This is a genomic window from Diaphorobacter sp. HDW4A (genome assembly GCF_011305995.1).
Classification (GTDB): domain Bacteria; phylum Pseudomonadota; class Gammaproteobacteria; order Burkholderiales; family Burkholderiaceae_C; genus Diaphorobacter_A.
This window is the reverse complement of record NZ_CP049910.1, coordinates 237,342-257,229: the sequence shown is the minus strand read 5'-3', so window position 1 is coordinate 257,229 and position 19,888 is coordinate 237,342. Positions and strand designations below refer to the sequence as shown.

Annotated in this window: 20 protein-coding genes and 1 pseudogene; 10 read left to right on the top strand and 11 right to left on the bottom strand. The window is 61.4% G+C overall.

Annotated elements, in window-relative coordinates:
- Window positions 1-14 precede the first annotated feature (14 nt).
- The 3 genes from plsX to G7047_RS01135 all read right to left on the bottom strand — a co-directional run bounded on the left by plsX (window position 15) and on the right by G7047_RS01135 (window position 2,052).
- Window positions 15-1,046: a phosphate acyltransferase PlsX gene (gene plsX / locus G7047_RS01145; protein ID WP_166299921.1), complete on the bottom strand. Its 1,032-nt coding sequence runs from the start codon at window positions 1,044-1,046 to the stop codon at window positions 15-17.
- Between the two features lie 119 nt (window positions 1,047-1,165).
- Window positions 1,166-1,348: a 50S ribosomal protein L32 gene (gene rpmF, locus G7047_RS01140; protein WP_013519991.1), complete on the bottom strand. Its 183-nt coding sequence runs from the start codon at window positions 1,346-1,348 to the stop codon at window positions 1,166-1,168.
- A 149-nt stretch (window positions 1,349-1,497) separates the two neighbouring features.
- Entirely contained in the window at window positions 1,498-2,052 is a 555-nt protein-coding gene (locus G7047_RS01135) for a DUF177 domain-containing protein (RefSeq protein ID WP_166299919.1), read from the bottom strand.
- Between the two features lie 25 nt (window positions 2,053-2,077).
- On the opposite strand from G7047_RS01135, the gene G7047_RS01130 reads away from it, so the two are divergent.
- Both G7047_RS01130 and G7047_RS01125 read left to right on the top strand, forming a co-directional pair.
- Window positions 2,078-2,677, top strand: coding sequence for a Maf family nucleotide pyrophosphatase (locus G7047_RS01130; RefSeq protein WP_166299917.1), 600 nt, complete (start codon window positions 2,078-2,080; stop codon window positions 2,675-2,677).
- A complete protein-coding gene (locus G7047_RS01125) occupies window positions 2,674-3,462 on the top strand; it encodes an SAM-dependent methyltransferase (RefSeq protein WP_166299915.1) in 789 nt (262 codons plus the stop codon). The genes G7047_RS01130 and G7047_RS01125 overlap by 4 nt, the downstream gene beginning before the upstream one ends.
- A gap of 71 nt (window positions 3,463-3,533) precedes the next feature.
- On the opposite strand, the gene G7047_RS01120 is transcribed toward G7047_RS01125, so the two are convergent.
- Genes G7047_RS01120 through G7047_RS01105 form a run of 4 tightly spaced genes read right to left on the bottom strand, consistent with a single transcriptional unit; the run spans window position 3,534 to window position 6,677 of the window.
- On the bottom strand, window positions 3,534-4,589 hold the full coding sequence (locus tag G7047_RS01120; RefSeq protein ID WP_166299913.1) for a S49 family peptidase: 1,056 nt from the start codon (window positions 4,587-4,589) through the stop codon (window positions 3,534-3,536).
- Window positions 4,589-4,972, bottom strand: coding sequence for a Rieske 2Fe-2S domain-containing protein (locus tag G7047_RS01115; RefSeq protein WP_166299911.1), 384 nt, complete (start codon window positions 4,970-4,972; stop codon window positions 4,589-4,591). Before G7047_RS01115 ends, G7047_RS01120 begins: the two co-directional genes overlap by 1 nt.
- 18 nt (window positions 4,973-4,990) lie before the next feature.
- Entirely contained in the window at window positions 4,991-5,659 is a 669-nt protein-coding gene (locus tag G7047_RS01110; RefSeq protein ID WP_166299909.1) for an HAD-IIIA family hydrolase, read from the bottom strand.
- On the bottom strand, window positions 5,652-6,677 hold the full coding sequence (locus tag G7047_RS01105) for an RluA family pseudouridine synthase (RefSeq protein WP_166299907.1): 1,026 nt from the start codon (window positions 6,675-6,677) through the stop codon (window positions 5,652-5,654). Before G7047_RS01105 ends, G7047_RS01110 begins: the two co-directional genes overlap by 8 nt.
- Window positions 6,678-7,276: 599 nt before the next feature.
- Between G7047_RS01105 and G7047_RS01100 the strand changes: the two genes are divergently transcribed.
- From G7047_RS01100 to queF, 4 genes are all read left to right on the top strand, one after another.
- Window positions 7,277-10,459 carry an Rne/Rng family ribonuclease gene (locus G7047_RS01100; protein WP_166299905.1) on the top strand — a complete coding sequence of 1,061 codons (3,183 nt, stop codon included), beginning with the start codon at window positions 7,277-7,279 and terminating at the stop codon, window positions 10,457-10,459.
- Window positions 10,460-10,606: 147 nt separating this feature from the next.
- Entirely contained in the window at window positions 10,607-11,389 is a 783-nt protein-coding gene (gene yaaA / locus G7047_RS01095; protein WP_166299903.1) for a peroxide stress protein YaaA, read from the top strand.
- A gap of 42 nt (window positions 11,390-11,431) precedes the next feature.
- Window positions 11,432-12,319 (top strand): 2OG-Fe(II) oxygenase, encoded by an 888-nt coding sequence (locus tag G7047_RS01090; protein WP_166299901.1) that lies wholly within the window; start codon window positions 11,432-11,434, stop codon window positions 12,317-12,319.
- Between the two features lie 40 nt (window positions 12,320-12,359).
- Entirely contained in the window at window positions 12,360-13,226 is an 867-nt protein-coding gene (queF, locus tag G7047_RS01085; protein WP_166299899.1) for an NADPH-dependent 7-cyano-7-deazaguanine reductase QueF, read from the top strand.
- 211 nt (window positions 13,227-13,437) lie between these two features.
- On the opposite strand, the gene dinB is transcribed toward queF, so the two are convergent.
- The 3 genes from dinB to G7047_RS01070 form a co-directional block, all read right to left on the bottom strand.
- On the bottom strand, window positions 13,438-14,601 hold the full coding sequence (gene dinB, locus G7047_RS01080) for a DNA polymerase IV (protein WP_166311804.1): 1,164 nt from the start codon (window positions 14,599-14,601) through the stop codon (window positions 13,438-13,440).
- 107 nt (window positions 14,602-14,708) lie between these two features.
- A complete protein-coding gene (locus G7047_RS01075; protein WP_166299897.1) occupies window positions 14,709-15,659 on the bottom strand; it encodes a DMT family transporter in 951 nt (316 codons plus the stop codon).
- 139 nt (window positions 15,660-15,798) lie between these two features.
- Window positions 15,799-16,251: a MaoC family dehydratase gene (locus G7047_RS01070; RefSeq protein WP_166299895.1), complete on the bottom strand. Its 453-nt coding sequence runs from the start codon at window positions 16,249-16,251 to the stop codon at window positions 15,799-15,801.
- Between the two features lie 120 nt (window positions 16,252-16,371).
- Here G7047_RS01070 and G7047_RS01065 point away from each other — a divergent pair, with 120 nt between their 5' ends.
- Window positions 16,372-16,938, top strand: coding sequence for a TetR/AcrR family transcriptional regulator (locus G7047_RS01065; RefSeq protein WP_166299893.1), 567 nt, complete (start codon window positions 16,372-16,374; stop codon window positions 16,936-16,938).
- Window positions 16,939-17,004: 66 nt separating this feature from the next.
- On the opposite strand, the gene G7047_RS01060 is transcribed toward G7047_RS01065, so the two are convergent.
- The gene (locus tag G7047_RS01060; protein WP_166299891.1) at window positions 17,005-18,084 is read right to left on the bottom strand and encodes an OmpA family protein; all 1,080 of its coding nucleotides are present in this window, start codon (window positions 18,082-18,084) and stop codon (window positions 17,005-17,007) included.
- 259 nt (window positions 18,085-18,343) lie between these two features.
- Here G7047_RS01060 and G7047_RS01055 point away from each other — a divergent pair, with 259 nt between their 5' ends.
- The 3 genes and pseudogenes from G7047_RS01055 (at window position 18,344) to G7047_RS31430 (ending at window position 19,883) form a co-directional block, all read left to right on the top strand.
- Window positions 18,344-18,925 (top strand): TetR/AcrR family transcriptional regulator, encoded by a 582-nt coding sequence (locus tag G7047_RS01055; RefSeq protein WP_166299889.1) that lies wholly within the window; start codon window positions 18,344-18,346, stop codon window positions 18,923-18,925.
- A 64-nt stretch (window positions 18,926-18,989) separates the two neighbouring features.
- Window positions 18,990-19,490: pseudogene (locus G7047_RS31435) on the top strand (NAD(P)-dependent oxidoreductase); the annotation flags it as partial.
- A complete protein-coding gene (locus tag G7047_RS31430) occupies window positions 19,485-19,883 on the top strand; it encodes an NAD-binding protein (protein ID WP_371813910.1) in 399 nt (132 codons plus the stop codon). The pseudogene G7047_RS31435 and the gene G7047_RS31430, both read left to right, overlap by 6 nt.
- Window positions 19,884-19,888 lie beyond the last annotated feature (5 nt).

The following is a 19,888-nucleotide window of genomic DNA, read 5'->3' as shown; positions in this document are numbered from 1 at the left end:
TTGTATCGAACTAACTAAACAGATGCAGATGCCGCACCAGTCGCCAGCAGCGGAGCCGCATGGGCAACTTTGGTCCGAACGCGATCAAGCAGGTTGTTGCGAGCCGCATCATACGCCCGGTTGAGCGCATGCTCGAAACCTATAGCGTCTGCAGAGCCGTGGCTCTTGAACACCAGACCACGCAGGCCCAGCAGCGCAGCGCCGTTGTAGCGACGATGGTCCATACGCTTCATCAGCGCAGATAACACCGGATAGGCCACGATGGCAGCCATTTTGGTGAAGATATTGCGTTTGAACTCGCTCTTGAGCCCGCCCACGATCATCGAAGCGACACCCTCGGTCGCCTTGAGCGCCACATTGCCCACAAAGCCGTCACAGACCACGATGTCCACGACGCCCTTGAAAATGTCATTGCCTTCCACGTTACCGTAGAAGTTCAGATCGCCCTGCGCACCCGCCCGACGAAGCAACTCGCCGGTCTGCTTGATGACTTCATTGCCCTTGATGACCTCTTCGCCGATATTGAGCAGGCCTACCTTGGGTTGTTCGCAATCCTGCAGCACTGACACGAGCGCCGAGCCCATCACCGCGAACTGCAGCAAATGCTCGGCCGTGCAATCCACGTTCGCCCCCAGATCGAGCACCGTCGTGGCGCCGCCTTTTTCATTAGGCATCTGAGTAGCGATGGCAGGACGGTCGATGCCATCAAGCGTCTTGAGCAGGTAACGGGCAATCGCCATAAGAGCGCCGGTATTGCCCGCAGAGACAGCCACCTGGGCCGCGCCATCCTTGACCTGCTGGATCGCCACACGCATGGACGAATCCTTCTTGCGGCGCAGCGCAGTCTCGACAGCGTCGTCCATAGCCACCACCTCGGTGGCATTTACGATGGTAATGCGCTCGTGTTTGAAGTCCCGCAGACTGGCCTCCTGACCCACCATAAGAAGATGGACATCAGAATGTTGCTCGAGAAATTGGCGGCACGCGGGAAGCGTGACGCTTGGGCCATGATCGCCCCCCATGCAGTCGACAGCCAGTGTGATCATTTAGGCGAATAGTCAGACAGCGAAACCGTCCGAACGAAAAAATACAAATGTCAAAAACGACGAAAGCCCGCGCTACCGGCTTGTAGCAGCGGGCTTCGAAATGCCGAAAGCCTCGAAGATCAGGCTTCGGACTTGTTCTTCAGCACTTGACGGCCACGGTAGAAACCGTTGGGGCTGATGTGGTGACGCAGATGCGTTTCACCAGTGGTGGGTTCCACAGCAGTGCCCGGAGTAGTCAGGGCATTGTGCGAGCGGTGCATACCGCGCTTGGATGGGGACTTCTTGTTTTGCTGAACAGCCATGGTGGCTCCTACGGTCTGAAAAGGGTTGGTAAAAAAACGCGATCAGCCCATTAAAGACACGTGTGGGATTCGCGCGAAGCCCTTGATTATAGCTGAATTGAAAGCGCAGCTCAATTTCGTGTCTACGGGCCGATGTCAAACCGCATGAATCAACGCTTTTTATCGTTGTCCTTGCGCAGTCCCGCCAATGCAGCAAAGGGATTGGGCTTCTGGTTGCTCGCCTCCTCGAAATCCTCGTCGCTGGACTCGAGCGTCACAGGCGTGGGGCATTCGTCATGGCGCGGCACCACCGGCAGCTCCATGAGCAACTCGTCTTCGATGAGCTGACGAAGATCGAACTCACGACTCAGGACGAGCAGGTCTTCTTCGCATTCGTCATCCAGCGCCTCGGCGGTGGCTTCATCGGCCACAAATCGGAATTCCCGATCAATATCAAGGGGCACATCCACCGGACCAAGGCATCGCTGGCATTGCATGGGCACGGTCGCATGCACGACCAAGTGCATCCAGACCTGTGCGCCAAGCCCAGCCACCGTGCGAATTTCGCCGTCGGCCGTCCAGTCCACCATCAGATCAGGATGCAGCCCCTTGGACTCTTCCGCGAGGCGCTTGTACTTGAGCAGCGAGTCATGGCGGGACAGGTGTCCACCGGCCTGAGCGAAGGCCTTGATGTCCAGCCGATCTGGGGAGTGTTCCTTTGTCATGCGAGCAGTGTAAGAGAATCGGGGCATGCAGCAATCCACATTCCCATCCCGCCCGTTGATTTTGGGATCCACCTCGCGCTACCGTAGCGAACTGCTCGCGCGCCTGCGCATTCCGTTCGAGACGATTGCACCCCATGTCGACGAAACGCCACAGCCCGGAGAAACTCCGCAGGATCTGGCTCTGCGCCTTGCCGCAGCCAAGGCGCAGGCCGTTGCGGAACAGTTTCCGAACGCCGTGGTCATCGGCTCCGATCAGGTGGCCGACCTCAACGGCAAGCCACTGGGCAAGCCCGAAACCCATGAGCGCGCCGTCGCCCAACTGCAGGAAATGCGCGGTCACGCCATGGTCTTTCACACCGCCGTTTCCGTCGTGTGCATCGCGACCGGATTCAGCGCGATCGACGTGGCCCCCGTCCATGTGCGCTTTCGCGACCTGAGCGATGACGAGATTGAGCGCTACCTGCGCGCAGAACAACCCTACGACTGTGCAGGCAGCGCCAAGAGCGAAGGCCTTGGCATCTCCCTGCTCGACGCCCTCGACAGCGACGACCCAACCTCGCTGATCGGGCTACCGCTGATCCGCACCTGTCGCATGCTGCGCGCCGCCGGGCTGGTACTGCCATGAGCACTGAACAACAAAACGCCAAGGGCAGGCTGTATCTTGTTCCCGCGCCTCTGGATTTCGGCTGCGACAGCCAAGCACCACTCACCGACGCGCTGCCCGATGGCACGCTCAGGCAAGCAGCCGCTCTGACCCACTGGATCTGCGAGAACGCCAAGAGCACCCGCGCCTATCTGAAACGCGTGGACGCAGTCCATCCGCTCGCCAAGGTCCTGCAGGAGCAAACCATCACCGAGCTGCCGCGCGAAGTACACAAAAAAGGAGACCACGGTGGTCGTGGCAACGTGCAATTTGACGCTAGGTCGATGCTCGCAGCCGCACTGTCGGGCGAAGACATCGGCCTCATCAGCGAGGCCGGCATGCCCGCCGTGGCCGATCCCGGCAGCTCCGTGGTGCGCGCGGCGCATGACCTCGGCATCCAGGTGGTACCGCTCGTGGGCCCGGTTTCGCTGCTGCTCGCGATTGCTGCCAGCGGGCTGAACGGCCAGAATTTCGCATTCGTCGGCTATCTGCCACAGGACAGTGCCGAGCGAGCCAAGCGCCTCAAGGAGCTGGAGACGCTGGCCGTCAAACACGGCCAGAGCCAGCTGTTCATCGAAACACCCTACCGCAACGCCGCCGTCTGGCAGGCGCTCATGCAGGGCCTGCAGCCAAACACGCGTCTCGCGATTGCCAGCGGCCTGACACTTGCGACCGCCAACATCCAAAGCCGCCCGGCCCTGCAATGGCGCGATTTACCCTGCCCTGCAGACAACCGCACGCCCACGGTGTTTTTGATCGGCACCTGACGCAGCAAGTTCACCAAAAACAAAACGGCGCGGTCAGTGATGACCGCGCCGTTTTTCATTCAACAAGCGATTCAGCGCAACTGCAGCGCCGACGACTGCAGTGACTTTGCCGCCCCCGCACCCATCGCCGCGCCAAAGCGCTTGACCAGTCGCTCGGCCACGTTGTCGCGCTTCGTGTAGTCCACCACTTCCTCGGCCTTGACCACCTCCCGGGCGACATAGTCGAGGTTGCCCATCTTGTCAGCCAAGCCCATTTCCACCGCCTGCTGGCCGGTCCAGAACAGGCCGCTGAACGTTTCGGGGGTTTCCTTCAGGCGATCGCCGCGGCCGGTCTTCACCACCGAGATGAACTGCTGGTGGATCTGGTTAAGCATCTGCTGCGCATACTCACGCTGGTGTTCGGTCTGCGGGCTGAACGGGTCGAGAAACCCTTTGTTTTCGCCTGCAGTCAGCAAGCGGCGCTCCACACCCAGTTTCTCCATAGTGCCAGTGAAACCAAAGCCATCCATCAGCACGCCGATGCTGCCGACGATGCTTGCCTTGTCCACGAAGATCTCGTCCGCTGCTGCGGCAATGTAATAGGCCGCTGACGCGCAGGTCTCTTCCACCACAGCGTAGACCGGCTTCTTGTGCTTGGCTTTCAGACGCACGATTTCATCGTTGATGATGCCCGCCTGTACCGGGCTGCCGCCGGGCGAGTTGATAAGCAGCACCACGGCCTGTGCGCCTGAATCCTCAAACGCACTGCGCATGGCGGCCACCACGAATTCGGCGCTGGCTTCGTTGCCCGAGGCGATTTCGCCCTTGATGTCGACGACGGCGGTGTGCGGCGTGGTCTTGCTCGTGGCGCTGGTTTCTTTGGAAAACAGGATTACGGCAATGGTAATGATCACCAGCAGCCAGGCCAGTCGCATGAAATTGCGCCAGCGGCGTGCGGAGCGCTGCTCCTTGAGCGTCGAAAAAACCAGCTTTTCCAACACATCGCGCTCCCAGCCTGGAACGCCGGAGGATTTGGATGCAGCGGCGGATGCCGGCTTGCCGGAGGCGGTTGCGTTGCCCCACAGGTCCGGTGCAGCGGGCTCGGAGCTCTCTGACCCGGGGAAATCAGGGCGTGTGGGATCGGTCATCAATCAAACTCTACTGGTTGCAAGTTGTCTGCGGTGTGCCAGCGGACGACGCCGTCCGCCTCGCTGAGAGGAATCTTCACCAAACCACCACGGCACGGGCCGCCGCCGCATTCCCCCGTGTCGGGCCGATAAGCCGCGCCATGGGTAGCGCACAGCAGCCATTGCCCAGTGTCGTCGAAAAACTGATCCGGCTGGTAGTCCATTTCCATGGGGACATGCGTGCAGCGGTTGAGAAACGCGTGTACCCGCCCCTCGAAACGGATCGCGAACGCGCGGCAGCTCTCTCCCGCGAAACGCACATCGAACGAGACCGCGCGCCCACCATCAACCAACGCGTCGCTGGCGCAAAGCTCGATGCCCGTATTGGCTGCAGTGGGGTTCATGCTGTAGTCCCCACTGGATCATGCATTGCCGAGCAACCACTGATGCAAATTAGCAACAGTTTCAGCAACGAACACGGGGCGGAACTCCGCAAAACCGGCGGTGTCGTGCGCGCCATAGGCCACACCAACGCTCGCGCAGCCCGCCAGCACGGCCATCTGCAGGTCATGCGTGGTGTCGCCGATCATCAGAGTGCGCCCGGGCTCGATGCCCCACTGCTCCATCAGCTCGTTGAGCATTTGCGGATGCGGCTTACCCGCAGTCTCATCGGCCGTGCGTGAGCCGTCGAACACGCCCTGCAGCTCCTTGGATTCGAGCACGTGGTCAAGTCCGCGCCGACTCTTGCCGGTCGCCACAGCCAACAGATAGCCGCGTTTGCGCAGGTCGTCCAGCATCGGCATCACGCCGTCGAACAGGTTCAGATCGTCGTGGTGCTTCAGATAGTGATAGCGGTAGCGGTTGGCGAGCTCTGGGTATTTTTCCACCGGCACGTCGGGCGCAGCCTTGGCGAGTGCGGGCTCAAGCGCCATGCCGATCACCCAAGCGGCGTCCTTGTCGCTTGGCACCGTGCCGCCTACGTCGCGCACTGCCTCCTGAATGCTCTGCACGATGCAGGCAGTGGAGTCATACAGCGTGCCATCCCAGTCGAAGGCAATCAGGTCAAAGCGGCGAATGTGGTTGTCAGGCATGGGGAGCAACGGGTTCAGTGGTCAGAAAATCGGCCAGCTCGGGCGGCAGCTCGGTGCGCAGCTCGCACCGCTCGCTGGTCGCCGGATGATTGAACTGTAGCCGCCATGCATGAAGAAACATGCGCTTGAGCCCCTGCTTCTGCAGTCGCTTGTTCAGATCGAAGTCACCGTACTTGTCGTCACCTGCAATCGGATGGCCCTGGCTCGACAGATGCACCCGGATCTGGTGGGTGCGCCCAGTCTTGATGGTGACCTCAAGCAGAGTCATCGCTGGGAGCCCCTGCATGGGACGCGGAGGATAAGTCGAGCGCACCTTCACCAGCGTGATTGAGCGCATGCCGTCCGGATCGTCCTTGGTGGTCGTGCGCACGCGGCGCTCGCCGTCTTCCTGCAGGTATTTGTGCAGCGGCGTGTCGATCACCTTGAGCTTGGCCGGCCAGGCGCCAGTCACGAGTGCCAGATAGGTCTTGCCGGTCTCACGCTCGCGAAACTGGTCCTGCAGCGCCACGAGCGCCGAACGCCGCTTGGCGACCAGCAGAATGCCCGAGGTTTCGCGGTCCAGCCGATGGACCAGTTCCAGGAACTTCGCACCAACGCGTGCCTGCCGCAATTGCTCGATCACGCCGAAGCTCACGCCACTGCCGCCATGCACGGCAATGCCTGCCGGCTTGTCGATGGCGAGCAAATGGTCGTCTTCCAGCAACACTGGAAATTCTCGGGGTGGTGCGGGGCGTTCCGCCTTCTCGGCGACTTTTTCGGAAATCCGCACCGGCGGCAAACGCACCTGATCCCCTGCCTCGATTCGGGTATCGGCACTTGCGCGGCCCTTGTTCACACGCACCTCGCCACTGCGGATGATGCGATAGACATGCGTCTTGGGAACACCTTTGAGCTCGCGTATCAGAAAGTTATCGAGACGCTGACCAGCGAATTCCGCATCGACTTCAATGATGCGTACTGAGGATGTGGATATTGGGGCGGCTGGTTTTGCCTGTTTGCCCTCTATAATGTGTTTCACCTGCGCGACGAATGTGTAAGTGGTTGATTTGTCTGGAGTTTAGTCCACCCAGCCCAGTGAGTTGCGCAGTATGGTTGATGCCCATAGATGTCTTACGCGCAAAAATTGCTGGCGATTGCCCTTTAAAGCCCGTTCGATGTCAGTGGCTAACACATTGAAACACTGAATACGGAATCTGAGTTGGTCCCGGCCTGAATATTGTGAGGCGCGGTGACCAGCGGACAAAGCGATAACAAATATGTGGATTTTGACGGCCTGGATCATGTCACTGAGTCAAAGGTTGAAGCCTTTGGCAGGGGCATTGCCTGCGCCGCAATCTTTCATTCGGATCGTGCCCAAGGCTGTTTTCTTCACGGTAAAGCAGCGCGCAATCCGCTTCGCCTTCATCCATGCCCCCCCTTTGCATCTGACGCGTCTGTCATTGACATCACTTTGACGCGTCAGCCCTAGGTACTTCCGGCAATTCCTTTCGTTTCTCTGCGTTGGCCAGGCATTGGCGGCTCTGTGTGAGCCTGTTTTTGTCATGGAACTTGGCGGGGCGAGCAGCTGTGATCACGCAGCGCGTCGACCCGCATACAACAACGAAAAGGAAACGCATCATGAAACGGATGCTCATCAATGCCACGCAGCCCGAAGAACGCCGCTTGGCCATCGTCGACGGCCAGAAGCTGCTGGACTACGAGATCGAGATCGAGGGACGCGAACAACGCAAGGGCAACATCTACAAGGCGGTCGTGACCCGCGTCGAGCCATCGCTCGAAGCCTGCTTTGTGGACTACGGCGAAGACCGCCACGGCTTCCTGCCCTTCAAGGAAATCTCCAAGCAGTATTTCGCCGAAGGCGTCTCGCCCAGTCAGGCCAAGATCCAGGACGCGATCCGCGAAGGTCAGGAACTGCTGGTTCAGGTCGAAAAAGAAGAGCGCGGCAACAAGGGCGCAGCCCTGACCACCTTCATCTCACTGGCCGGCCGCTATGTCGTGCTGATGCCCAACAACCCACGCGGCGGTGGCGTTTCGCGCCGTATCGAGGGTGAGGACCGCGCCGAGCTCAAAGAAGCGATGGACCAGCTCGACTACCCCAAGGGCATGTCGATCATTGCGCGCACCGCCGGCATCGGCCGCACCGCGCCCGAGCTGCAGTGGGACCTGAACTACCTGCTCAAGCTGTGGACCGCCATCGACGGCGCAGCCAAGTCGGGCCGTGGAGCCTTCCTGATCTATCAGGAATCGAGCCTCGTGATCCGCGCGATCCGCGACTATTTCAACGGCGACATCGGCGACATCCTGATCGACACCGACGACATCTTCGATCAAGCGCATCAGTTCATGTCGCACGTGATGCCCGAGCACGCATCGCGCGTGAAGCGCTACCGCGACGACGCGCCGCTGTTCAGCCGCTTTCAGATCGAGCACCAGATCGAGTCCGCCTACTCGCGCACCGTGACCCTGCCTTCGGGCGGCGCCGTGGTGATCGACCACACCGAAGCACTGGTTTCGGTGGACGTGAACTCGGCCCGCGCCATCAAGGGCGGCGACATCGAAGAAACCGCCACCCGCACCAACCTGGAAGCCGCTGACGAAGTGGCCCGCCAGATGCGTCTGCGCGATTTGGGCGGTCTGATCGTCATCGATTTCATCGACATGGAAGAGTCGAAGAACCGCCGCGAAGTGGAAAACCGCCTGCGCGACGCCCTGCGCCAGGACCGCGCACGCGTGCAGTTCGGCTCGATCAGCAAGTTCGGCCTGATGGAAATGAGCCGTCAGCGCCTGAAGCCCGCTTTGTCCGAAGGTGCGCACATCAACTGCCCACGCTGCGGCGGCTCCGGCCATATCCGCGACACGGAAAGTTCGGCTCTGCAGATCCTGCGCATCATCCAGGAAGAGTCCATGAAGGACAACACGGCCGCCGTGCACTGCCAGGTGCCGGTGGAAGTGGCTTCATTCCTGTTGAACGAAAAGCGCACCGAAATTGCCAAGATCGAGCTCAAGCAGCGCGTGAACGTGGTGATGATTCCAAACAAGTCGCTCGAAACGCCGCACTACAAGCTCGAGCGCTTGAAGCACGACGATCCGCGCCTGGAAGACCTGCAGGCCAGCTACCAGCTCGCCGAGGAAACCGAAGACCAGACCAAGGTGACCCGTCGCTCGCAGGAGCCGACCAACAAGCAGACCCCTGTCATCAAAGGTGTACTGCCTGATGCACCGGCACCGCAGGTCGAGCCACGTCCCGATGCAGCCGCCCGTGCAGCCGCACGCGCCACCGGCCAGCAGCCACAGCGCACCGGCACAGCCGCTCCAGCGACGCCTCCAGCGCCAACGCCCGCACATCCAGCGCCAGCACGTCCACAGGAAATGGGCTTCATCGCCTGGCTCAAGAGCCTGTTCGGCTTTGGCCCGGCTGCCGCACCTGTTGCCGCGCCCGCACCAGTGGCTGCACCAGCAGCCGAAACCCGCGAACCGCGCCGCGAAGGCCGTGGAAATGATCGTCGCCGTGGCGGCAATCGCGATGGAAGCCGCGATGGTAATCGTGACGGTAACCGTGAAGGCGGCCGTGACAATCAGCGCGACGCCAACCGTACCGAAGGTGCGAATGGTGAATCCCGTGGTGAGGGCCGCAACGGTCGCCGCAACGAGCGCAATGACCGCAGCGCCAATGGCGAGCCGCGCCAGCCACGTGAAGGCGGCGAAGCTCGCAACAATGACCGCCGCAACGAGCGCAATGACCGCGGTGAGCGTGCAGAAGGTGAAAACCGCCGCGAGCCCCGCAACGGCCGTGACCGCAACAACGAGCAGCGCAATGCCAATCCGGCGTTTGACGCGTCGGCACCCGCAGGCATGCCATCGGATGACACGTCCGCAGTGACCGGAGATCGTCCACGTCGTGAACGTGGCGAACGCGGAGACCGTGGTGAACGCGGCCAACGTGGCGAGCGCCGTGAGCGTGGTGAGCGCGCTCCGCGCACCATCGACGCGAACGCCGCAGCACCCGTGGCGGAAAACCTGCCACTGATGCCGATGCCCGACATCGACCTGTCGCTGAACAATCCGGTCGATGCGAACAACGACGGTGCCAATGTCGAAGGTGCATCGACAGCGCCCGAAGGCGAACGCCGCGAGCGCCGCTCGCGTGATCGCTACGGCCGTGACCGTCGTGGTCGCAACAACGGCAATGCGGAAACCGGTACCGAGTCCGGCATGGACACGCAAACCCCTGCTGCCGAAGTGCAGGCCGATGTGATCGTCGCCGCCTCGTCCACGGAAAACGTGGTCGCGGGCGACGAGCCAGCGCGCCGCAGCTACTTCTCGCAGAGCACCGCCGTGGCCGTCGCCGCTGTGGAGCCTGTAGTGGCTGCTCCGGCACCAGCGCCCGCTCCGGCGCCGGTAGCGGAAGCCGCGCCTGCGCCGACCATCGTGGTCTCGCCCTCCGCAGAAGCCATTGTCGTTCCGGCAGCGCAGCCAGTGGTGGTCGCCAAAATCGCTGAGGCAGTGACTGAAGTGGCTCAGGACGTCGGCATGCCGCGCGTTCGCAACTACGAACTGCCCATGCAGTCGCTGAGTGAGCTGGCAAACGCATCGGGTCTGCAGTGGGTGAACTCCGACGCCAACAAGATCGCCGCAGTGCAAGCCGCGATTGCCTCCGAACCCAAGCCGGTGCATGTGCCACGCGAACGGCCTCCGGTGGTAGTGATCGACGAAGGCCCGCTGGTGCTGGTCGAAACCCGCCGCGATCTGAGCGAACTGCGCCTGCCGTTCGATCAGGAACAACAGCAGCAACAGCAGTAATCTGCACTGAAACCCGAGCGTCACAAACGCCGGGGGTTGGTCAAAACACCCCGAACGCCTGACGCGTTACGGGGTGTTTTTCATGGCACGCCCAGAATTCAACCCGACGCTCCGTGACGAAATCCGATTGCAGGCGAAAATCACCCCATGCTGTTTCTTCTCTCCCCAGCCAAGTCACTGGACTACGACACGCCCCTTGCTCCCGATCTCGCGCACACCCAGCCCCAGTTCGTGCCGGATGCGCAAAAGCTCATCGACGTGCTCAAGCAGAAGTCTCCACAGGAAATCGCCTCGCTCATGGGCATCAGCGACACGCTCGCGGGTCTGAACGTCGCACGCTACGCCACTTGGAGCCCCAAGTTCACCTCCAAGAACTCACGCCAGGCCGTGATGGCCTTCAATGGCGATGTGTATGAGGGCCTGCGGGCGCAGAGCCTGTCCACCGACGATCTGGCATGGGCGCAAAGCCATCTGGCTATCCTGAGCGGCCTCTACGGCGTGCTGCGTCCGCTGGACCGCATGCAGCCCTACCGCCTCGAGATGGGCACGCGGCTGGAAACCAGCGCTGGGGCCACGCTCTACAAGTTCTGGGGCAAGCGCATCGCCGAGCATCTGAACAAGCGCCTGCAGGCCGACACCACGCCGGTCGTGGTGAATCTGGCCTCGCAGGAGTACTTCAAGTCCGTGGACCTCAAGACGCTCAAGGCGCGCGTGATCGAATGCGTGTTCGAGGACTTCAAGAACGGCCAGTACAAGATCATCAGTTTCTATGCCAAGCGCGCCCGTGGACTCATGGCCCGCTTCGCCATCGAGCATCGCGTCACGACACCGCACCAGCTCGAGGCCTTCGGTATCGATGGCTATGCACTGCACACGGCATCGTCTTCGCCAGAGCGTCTGGTGTTTCGCCGCAAGCTCGCGGAGAATTGAGAACGTAGACCGTCACACACCAGGCAAAGGAACTCCAGCACCATGCCTTCTCGTACAAGCAGCCACAGCGCCGCCACTCAAGCGCAACAGCCCATCACGCCCGAATTGCGCCGGTGGATCGTTGCGCAAGCACAGGCGGGATTCACCGCCCCCGCCCTTCTCAAATCGATGACGGATTCGGGTTGGAACGAGGACGTCGCCATCGATGCGCTGGAAGTGGTTCTGCGCGAGCATCTCCACACTGTCACGGTGCAGAGCGGCCTGCCCGAAGCCAGCCCGGTGCCCGAGCCGCTGCTGGAGGAATCACCGCTATTCATTGATGTCGGTGACCGTCAGGTGGAAGTGCTGCTCGAGGTGGCCACTCCGCGCATCGTGCTGTTCGGCAACCTGCTTTCGCGCGAAGAATGCGAGACGCTCATTGATGCCGCCAAGCCTCGCATGGCTCGCTCCAAGACGGTGGAGACCAAGACCGGCGGCGAGGAAGTCAACGCCAGCCGCACCAGCGAAGGCATGTTCTTCCAGCGCGGCGAAATCGAGATCGTCAAAAAGCTCGAGGCACGCATCGCCAAACTCGTGAACTGGCCGTTGGAAAACGGCGAGGGTCTGCAGATCCTGCGCTACGGGCCTGGTGCGGAGTACAAGCCTCATTACGATTATTTCGACCCCGCCGAACCTGGAACCGCGACCATCACCAAACGCGGCGGCCAGCGTGTCGGCACGCTCGTGGTGTATCTCAACAGCCCGATCAAGGGCGGCGGCACGGTTTTCCCCGACATCCATCTCGAAGTCGGTCCGCGTCAAGGCAATGCCGTCTTCTTCAGTTACGACCGTCCCCACGCCAGCACCAAGACCCTGCACGGCGGCTCGCCCGTGATAGAGGGTGAAAAATGGATCGCCACCAAGTGGTTGCGCCAAGGCGAGTTTGTCTGACCCTCATCCAAACATCCATTCATCCATCCTGTTTTCGCGAATGAACGTTCCATCCTCTCCCGACTCGCCCGAACAATCCCCGCTTGGCAAGGCGTCTGCGTACGCGGACCAATACGACGCCACGCTGCTGTTTCCCATCCCGCGGGAAACCAAGCGCAAGGAAATCGGTGTCGACGACAAGGCCCCTCCCTTCTTCGGTGCCGACCTGTGGACCGCCTATGAAGTCTCCTGGCTCAATGCCAAAGGCAAGCCGCAGGTCGCACTCGCGCACTTCACGATTCCCTGCGAGAGCCCCAATATCGTGGAGAGCAAATCCTTCAAGCTGTATCTCAACAGCTTCAACAACAGCCGCTTCACCGGCGTCGAAGAGGTGCGCGACGCCATCCGCGCCGACGTGAGCGAAGCCGTCTGGCGCGGCAGCGATGCGCCTCGCACCATCGGTCTCAAGCTGGTGCTGGCCGAGAACTTCGAGCAAGAGCGCATGGGCGAGCTCGAAGGCTTGCTGCTCGATCGTCTGGACATCGACTGCGACCAATACTCACCAGCACCGGAACTGCTCACAGCGAATCACGGCGAAGCGCCGGTCAGCGAAGAGCTCGTGAGCCATCTGCTCAAGAGCAATTGCCTCGTGACCGGGCAGCCGGACTGGGGCAGCGTGCAAATCAGCTACAGCGGCGCGCAGATCGATCAGGAAGGGCTGCTCAAGTACATCGTGAGTTTTCGCAATCACAACGAATTCCATGAGCAGTGTGTGGAGCGGATTTTCATGGATATCTGGACGCGGTGTCGGCCGATCAAGTTGTCGGTGTATGCGCGGTATACGCGGCGGGGAGGGTTGGATATCAATCCGTTGCGGACCAGTCATCCGCAGGCTTTGCCTCGGAATCTGCGGAATGCCCGGCAGTGATTCCCTGACACTGGGCCTCATTGAGGCCTGAGGCCGGAACTGCCCCCGGCGGGGCAGTAACTTTTTGCTTGCGCGCAAAAAGTCACCAAAAACGCGCTTTTGAATACCTGCGGCAAAACTCGCTGCGAGCCTGCGGCTCTCCGCTCAGACAGCTTGCCGCAAAAGTGATTTGAAGAGGTGCACACGGCACTTTGCTACGCTCGTGCCGGTTCTAGAAAAGCGATGCGCTCTCGCCGCTTTTTTGCTCGGCCCTCGCCTGCTCCACTTCGTCCTGCGGCAGCAGATTGCCTACTCGCACACCCAGCAGCCGCAAACGTTTGTGCAATGGCACGCGCTTCAAGCACAGGCCTGCAAATCGGCGGATCGTTGCAGCGTCCTGCGTGTAGTCGTCGATGGACTGATCGCGCGTGGCGATTTTGAAATCGTCGTAACGCAGCTTGATGCCTATGGTTTTCCCCGCGTAGCCTTTGCGCTTCAGGTCGGCCGCCACCTGCAGGCAGAGTTCGGTGAAGATGCGGCCCAGTTCTGCCTTGTCGTGGACGGCGTGGAGGTCGCGGTCGAAGGTGGTTTCGCGGCTCATGGAGACGGGTTCACTTTCGGTCACCACGGGGCGGTCGTCGTGGCCATGGGCTGCCGCGTGGAGCCATGCGCCGTAGCTTTTTCCGAAGTTCGCGATCAGCCAGTCGCGTGGCTTGGCTGCCAGTTGGCCTATGGTTTCTATGCCGTGGTCCTTGAGCTTCGCGTCCGCCTTGGGGCCTACGCCGTTGATCTTGCGGCAGGCGAGCGGCCAGATCATGGTCTCGAAATCGCTTTCGTGGACGATGGAAATGCCGTTGGGCTTATTGAATTCACTCGCCATCTTGGCGATCTGCTTGTTCGGCGCCACGCCTATAGAGCAGGTCAGGCCTGTCGCTTCGAAAATGGTCTTCTGCATCAACCGAGCGAGCACGCGGCCGCCCTCGCGCTGACCTCCAGGGACATCGGTGAAGTCAATGTAGACCTCGTCCACGCCGCGATCTTCCATGCGTGGAGCCATCGAGAGAATGATGTCTTTGAACTGCCGCGAGAACTTGCGGTATTGCGCAAAATCCACCGGCAGCATGATGGCCTGCGGGCACAGGCGCGCGGCCTTCATCATGCCCATGGCCGAGCCTACGCCGAACTGGCGCGCGGCGTAGGTGGCGGTGGTGATCACACCGCGTCCCACGTAGTCCTTGAGCAGCGGAAATTCGGCGATGGGAATCTCGCAGAGCCTGTCGCCGTACTTTGCAACCAGCGCATCGTCTTCCGAACGCCGACCGCCGCCGATGACTACTGGCAGGCCCTTCAGCTGCGGGTAGCGCAGCAGCTCGACGGAGGCGTAGAACGCGTCCATGTCGAGATGGGCGATGCGGCGAATGAATGGTGGCGTTGAAGCGCTGCGGAGGGCGGTCACATCGCTATTGTTGCCGTAATGGCAGCACGTTTCCAACGCAGGGGAAATCAGCTCCCGAATGCGCAGATCAGCACGAGTCCGACCAGCACCAGCGAGATGCCGATCTTCTCCGGGCGCGAGAACGATTCGCTGAAGAACTTGCGCGAGACGATGTAGCTGAACACCACCTCCACCATACCGAGGGTCCTGACTGACGCGGCGCTCTGCATCGCGTAGGCCGTGAACCAGGCGAGCGAGGCGGCCGCCCCCATTGAGCCCGCCACCATCGACAGCTTCCACGCACGGAACAGCGGCGCAAGGCCGCGTTCGGTTCGCAATTGCACCCAGGCACCCAGCCCCACCGTCTGCATGGCCTGCGCAAACAGCACGCCCCATGCGCCCGAGAGCCACGGCGTCTCGGCATTCAACTCGATGGCAGCGCCGCGAAAGCCGATGGTCGCAATCGCAAAGCAGGCCCCGCAGACCACACCGTACATTGCCGATTTGGAGAGCCATGCAGAAAGCGAAAACAGTTGCCCGCGCGGCGGCAGCGAAAGCAGAAAAACGCCAAGCGTCGCGAGCACCATCGCAAACAGCGCCCACGGTGTCGGCAGCTCATGCAGGAAGACCGCACCGAACAACGCGACCTGCAACACCTCCGTCTTGGACAGCGTGATCGCGACTGCGAAATTGCGCTCCTTCATCGCAAGAAGCAGCGCCGCCGTGGCCGCCACCTGAAAGAACGCGCCGAGTGCAATCCAGCCGAAATACGCGCCACTCATGTGGGGAATCGACGGCCTCTGCTCGGGCCAAAAATAGAGCAGTCCGAGCCAGACTGCAGCAAAAGGGAGACCGTAGAGAAAGCGAACCAGTGTGGCCGACAGTGTGCCCAGCTCCTGCGTGAGCGAACGCTGCGCCGAATTGCGCACCGTCTGCGCAAGCGCAGCGAACAGTACGACCGGCACCCACAGCCATGCGTGTTCAATCAGAGTGGAGGTGGCTTGCTGGGCTGTGGACATGGGCGGGGGCAGACTTCAAAGACGGTGCGGCCTGCGCCAGACGCGACGCATGCGAAGTCTGCAAGCATAGCGGCGCACCGTCCCAAAACAGCCCTCTCGTCGCACCATTTGACGACGGTAGCCGAACCAGCCAGCGATGTCAGGCCGCCTGACGTTTGAACGCGAGCAGCTTGGGGATGAAGCTCTGCACCACATCGCCGTTCTGATTTTTGGTATCGCAGCGGATGCGCACGATGGCTCGATCTGGTCTGGAACGCGAGGGAATGATTTCCAGCACTTCGGATTCGAGATGCAGCACGTCACCGGGCCGCGTGGGCAGCGGCCAGCGCAGTTCTTCGACGCCCGCGCCGATCACCCCCCCAGACATCGGAAGGCTCTCCACCACCAGCTTCATGGTGATCGACGCCGTGTGCCATCCGCTGGCGGCAAGGCCCTGGAAAAAAGTGTTCTTCGCCAGCTCGGGGTCGGTGTGAAACGGTTGCGGATCGAACTCGCGTGCATAGGCCATGATCTGCCGCGCATCAAGCAGGTACTCGCGGCTCTTGAATTTCTGACCGACGAAGAGATCGTCAAGGTAAAGCTTTTCGCTCATGGAAGATAGCTCCTTACTGCGGCTTATTCATGATATTCATCATACTTCAATCCATGATGGTCATCATGCCACCGATAGACAGGAATACACTTGAGGCCATCACAACCCAGCAAAGCCGCCATGCGCTACCCCGCCAGTGAAACCGCGCAGAAACGCGAACGCATTCTTGACGAGGCTGCCCGCCTGTTCCGCGAGCGCGGTTTTGCCCGCGTGGGCGTCGCCGAGATCATGCAGGCCGCTGGCCTCACGCATGGCGCGTTCTATGCGCACTTCACATCAAAAGAGGCGCTGGCCTCGGAGGCGCTTGCGCGCGCCTTCACTCATTCCGAGCGCCGCCTGTTCCGCAAGCGCCAAGCCGATGACGACCTCAGGCAACGCTTTGTGGAGCGCTATCTGAACCGCGCGCATCTGAGCGATCCGGGCGATGGCTGCCCGCTGGTCTCGCTAGCACCCGAGGTGGCGCGCAGCGCTGCGCTCCAGGACAGTTTCACCGAAGCGCTCGAAACCATGATCACGCGGATGGCCGAGTCCTTCGACTGGGCCGATGACCACGCACGCGAGCGCTCCATCACCCTGCTCTCCACCGCCGTCGGCGCACTGACGCTGGCCCGCGCGGTCAACAGGCCTCAGCTTGCCAACGAACTGCTCAACACCGTGAAAAGCCAGTTGCTCCAGCAAAGCGGCTGACCTCCACAAACGACAAAGCCGCCACGCAACAGCGCGGCGGCTTTGTGAGCTAGTCAGCCAGTTGGCTTACTTGCGCACCACCACGTCCACACGACGTGATGCGGCATTGGTCGTGCCGGTATCGGTCGTCTCAGCGGGCTTTTCCAGCACCGTGCGATCAGCAGGAATGCCAGCCGCCACGAGTGCGGATTGCACGGCCTGCGCGCGTTGCTTGGACAGCTCTGCGTTCTTGACCGGGTCGCCCGTAGGATCGTTGAATCCCGAGACAACAGCCTTCGCGTCGGCGTTGGCCTTCAGGTAGTCGACGAAAGCCTTGGACTTGTCGTTGAATTCGGTGGCGACATCGGTCTTGCCGGTGTCAAAGAACACGCGCAGCATCGGCAGATCCTGCGCCATGCTGTCGATCACGGCCGCCCCCATGGGTATACCGACAGCGGTATCGCTGGCCGCAGCAGGCGCCGGAACAGCGGCCACCGATGCGGGAGGTGCTGTTGGAGCCGGTGTTGCCGGAGCGGTCGTGGAAGCTGGTGGTGGCGTGTCCACGTCGGTCTTCTTCTTGCTGCAGTAGTTGATGCCGAAGATGACGATCAACGCACCGATGATCCACGGCAGCCACTTGCCAAGACCACCGCCCGCACTGCTGGCCGCTGCAGCGGTTTGCGATGCAGCTGACGAAACACTCGCCGCTCCCGCACCGACCGCCGCCGTTCCAGCCAGCGCCGCTCCGAGCAGTCCGCGCCCGCCTTCCGCAAGCGAGGCGACTTCGGCAGGCAGCACGGAAGGCACGGAACCTCCGGGCGTCAAAAAGGAAATGAGCTTGGGCAACATCGCGCCCACCACGCCAACCACTTGGTCGCGTGGCAGACCGAGTCGCGACACGATGGTGGACAGCAGACCGCCACCGGCGCCCGCACCAAACATGGACTCCACTTGAGTACCGCTTGGCACCTGCGGGGTCGACGAAGTACCGAGCCAGCTTTGCACCACACCCTCAAGGCCCTCACCACGCAAACGCGTCAGGAAGCCGGAAATCCCGCCCGAAGCAGGGTTGGTGATGAAGGCCAGCAGCATCTGCGCAATGGATTTCGCTTGATCTCCGCCGAGACCGAAGCGTGTACCAATCTCTCGAATCAGGTTGTCCAGCATGTCCGCACTCCTATGTTTGGGTTGGAAACCGCCGGGGACGTGGCCGGACGGATCGACGGAGTTTGGAATCAGAAAACCGGGTTGCCTGTAGGACATAGGCTTGCTGCACTGCCGCAGCGTAAATCAATGCAAATTCCTCAAGACCGGATAACACAATGACACATCTCCAGCACGCAAAAACCACATTCAGCGCCCCAGTTGACGTTGAGTTGGCAGCCATTTAAACTTCAGGAACGATCATTCCAATATTGAATTCGATATGCGAAAAAAGGAATTCGAGCCCGACGATATTGCCGATGCCGCCATGAATGTCTTCTGGCAGCGCGGCTACGCCGCCACGTCCGTGCAGGATCTGGTGAACGGCACAGGCCTGTCGCGCAGCAGTCTCTACAGCACTTTCGAAAACAAGCAGGCCCTCTATCAGCAGGCGCTTCGCCGCTATGCAACCGTGACCACGGCAAACGTCGAGTTGTTGGCGGGTGACGCTCCTGCCAAGGAACTGATTCGCGAACTGCTCCTGCGCATCGCAAGTGACGAGTTGCAGGACCCGCAGCGCCGTGGCTGCCTGATCGCCAATGCCTCGCTCGAGCTGGCGGGACATGACCCGGCAGTGGCCGAATTGGTCACACACAATCTGCAGAGGCTGCAGAAAGCGCTCGAAAAGCTGATCCAGCGTGCACAGAATACTCAGGAAATCTCGCCCGACAAGTCCGCCCGCGCGCTCGCCCGCTTCGTGGTCAACACGATCCAGGGCATGCGCGTGAGCAGCAAAGGCAGCACGGCCGCGCAGCGCAAGCAGTGCCTGCACGATGTGATCGAAGTGACGCTGTCGGCACTCTGACCCCCGCAGCGCGACAGGTTCTTTCGCCTGCCGCGTTTTTTTCCACCAATTCAGGAACGTTCGTTCCAATATTTTTATTTATCGCAGCACTATGCAGGATCTCAACAACACAACCTCCGTCGCCGTTCTCGGAACAGGCACCATGGGCGCACCCATGGCCCGCAATCTGGCCCGACGCGGCTTTTCCGTGCGTGCATGGAACCGCACTTTCGACAAAGCCCGCGCGCTCGAGGCCGATGGTGTGGCCGCGTTCGAGCATGCAGCCGATGCCGTCGACCGGGCAGACATCGTGATCACCATGCTGAAGGATGCCGACAGCGTGATGAACGCCATGGAGTTGGCCGCCTCCGGCCTCCGGCCGCATGCCCTCTGGCTGCAGATGAGCACCGTCGGCATAGCCGGAACCGCCCTGCTGCAGGCCCATGCGCGACAACTCGGGCTGAACTTCTACGACGCGCCGGTGCAAGGCACCCGGCAACCGGCGGAGCAGGCACAGCTCATCATCCTCGCGTCGGGACCGCTCTCGCATCGCAGCCAGGCGCAGGCCGTATTCGATGCAGTGGGCAAACGCACAATCTGGGCATCAGAGACGGCCGGTGAAAGCAGCCGCCTCAAGCTCGCCCTCAACCACTGGGCCTTCTCGCTCACCCACGGTCTGGCAGAGAGTCTGGCGTTCGCGCAGGCGCTAGGCGTCGATCCCGCGCTGGTGGTGAATGCGGTCAGCGATGGTCCGATGGACAGCGGCTTCTTTCAGGCCAAGTCCGCAGCGATTCTCAAGAACAACTTCGCCGCGAGCTTCAGCGTGGTGAACGCGGTGAAGGATGCGCAACTCGTCGTGGACGCAGCGCATGATGCGGGCCTGCGCCTCGATGGAGCACAGGCTGGCCTGCAGCGCTTCGAGCGCGCACTCGCCGCAGGCCATGGCGACAAGGACATGGCGGCATCGTTTCTCGCGTGATGCGT

Coding starts and splice junctions, on each gene's coding strand:
- plsX (WP_166299921.1), bottom strand. CDS start 1,046: ATGATCACACTGGCTGTCGACTGCATGGGGGGCGATCATGGCCCAAGC.
- rpmF (WP_013519991.1), bottom strand. CDS start 1,348: ATGGCTGTTCAGCAAAACAAGAAGTCCCCATCCAAGCGCGGTATGCAC.
- G7047_RS01135 (WP_166299919.1), bottom strand. CDS start 2,052: ATGACAAAGGAACACTCCCCAGATCGGCTGGACATCAAGGCCTTCGCT.
- G7047_RS01130 (WP_166299917.1), top strand. CDS start 2,078: ATGCAGCAATCCACATTCCCATCCCGCCCGTTGATTTTGGGATCCACC.
- G7047_RS01125 (WP_166299915.1), top strand. CDS start 2,674: ATGAGCACTGAACAACAAAACGCCAAGGGCAGGCTGTATCTTGTTCCC.
- G7047_RS01120 (WP_166299913.1), bottom strand. CDS start 4,589: ATGACCGATCCCACACGCCCTGATTTCCCCGGGTCAGAGAGCTCCGAG.
- G7047_RS01115 (WP_166299911.1), bottom strand. CDS start 4,972: ATGAACCCCACTGCAGCCAATACGGGCATCGAGCTTTGCGCCAGCGAC.
- G7047_RS01110 (WP_166299909.1), bottom strand. CDS start 5,659: ATGCCTGACAACCACATTCGCCGCTTTGACCTGATTGCCTTCGACTGG.
- G7047_RS01100 (WP_166299905.1), top strand. CDS start 7,277: ATGAAACGGATGCTCATCAATGCCACGCAGCCCGAAGAACGCCGCTTG.
- yaaA (WP_166299903.1), top strand. CDS start 10,607: ATGCTGTTTCTTCTCTCCCCAGCCAAGTCACTGGACTACGACACGCCC.
- G7047_RS01090 (WP_166299901.1), top strand. CDS start 11,432: ATGCCTTCTCGTACAAGCAGCCACAGCGCCGCCACTCAAGCGCAACAG.
- queF (WP_166299899.1), top strand. CDS start 12,360: ATGAACGTTCCATCCTCTCCCGACTCGCCCGAACAATCCCCGCTTGGC.
- dinB (WP_166311804.1), bottom strand. CDS start 14,601: ATGGACGCGTTCTACGCCTCCGTCGAGCTGCTGCGCTACCCGCAGCTG.
- G7047_RS01075 (WP_166299897.1), bottom strand. CDS start 15,659: ATGTCCACAGCCCAGCAAGCCACCTCCACTCTGATTGAACACGCATGG.
- G7047_RS01070 (WP_166299895.1), bottom strand. CDS start 16,251: ATGAGCGAAAAGCTTTACCTTGACGATCTCTTCGTCGGTCAGAAATTC.
- G7047_RS01065 (WP_166299893.1), top strand. CDS start 16,372: ATGCGCTACCCCGCCAGTGAAACCGCGCAGAAACGCGAACGCATTCTT.
- G7047_RS01060 (WP_166299891.1), bottom strand. CDS start 18,084: ATGCTGGACAACCTGATTCGAGAGATTGGTACACGCTTCGGTCTCGGC.
- G7047_RS01055 (WP_166299889.1), top strand. CDS start 18,344: ATGCGAAAAAAGGAATTCGAGCCCGACGATATTGCCGATGCCGCCATG.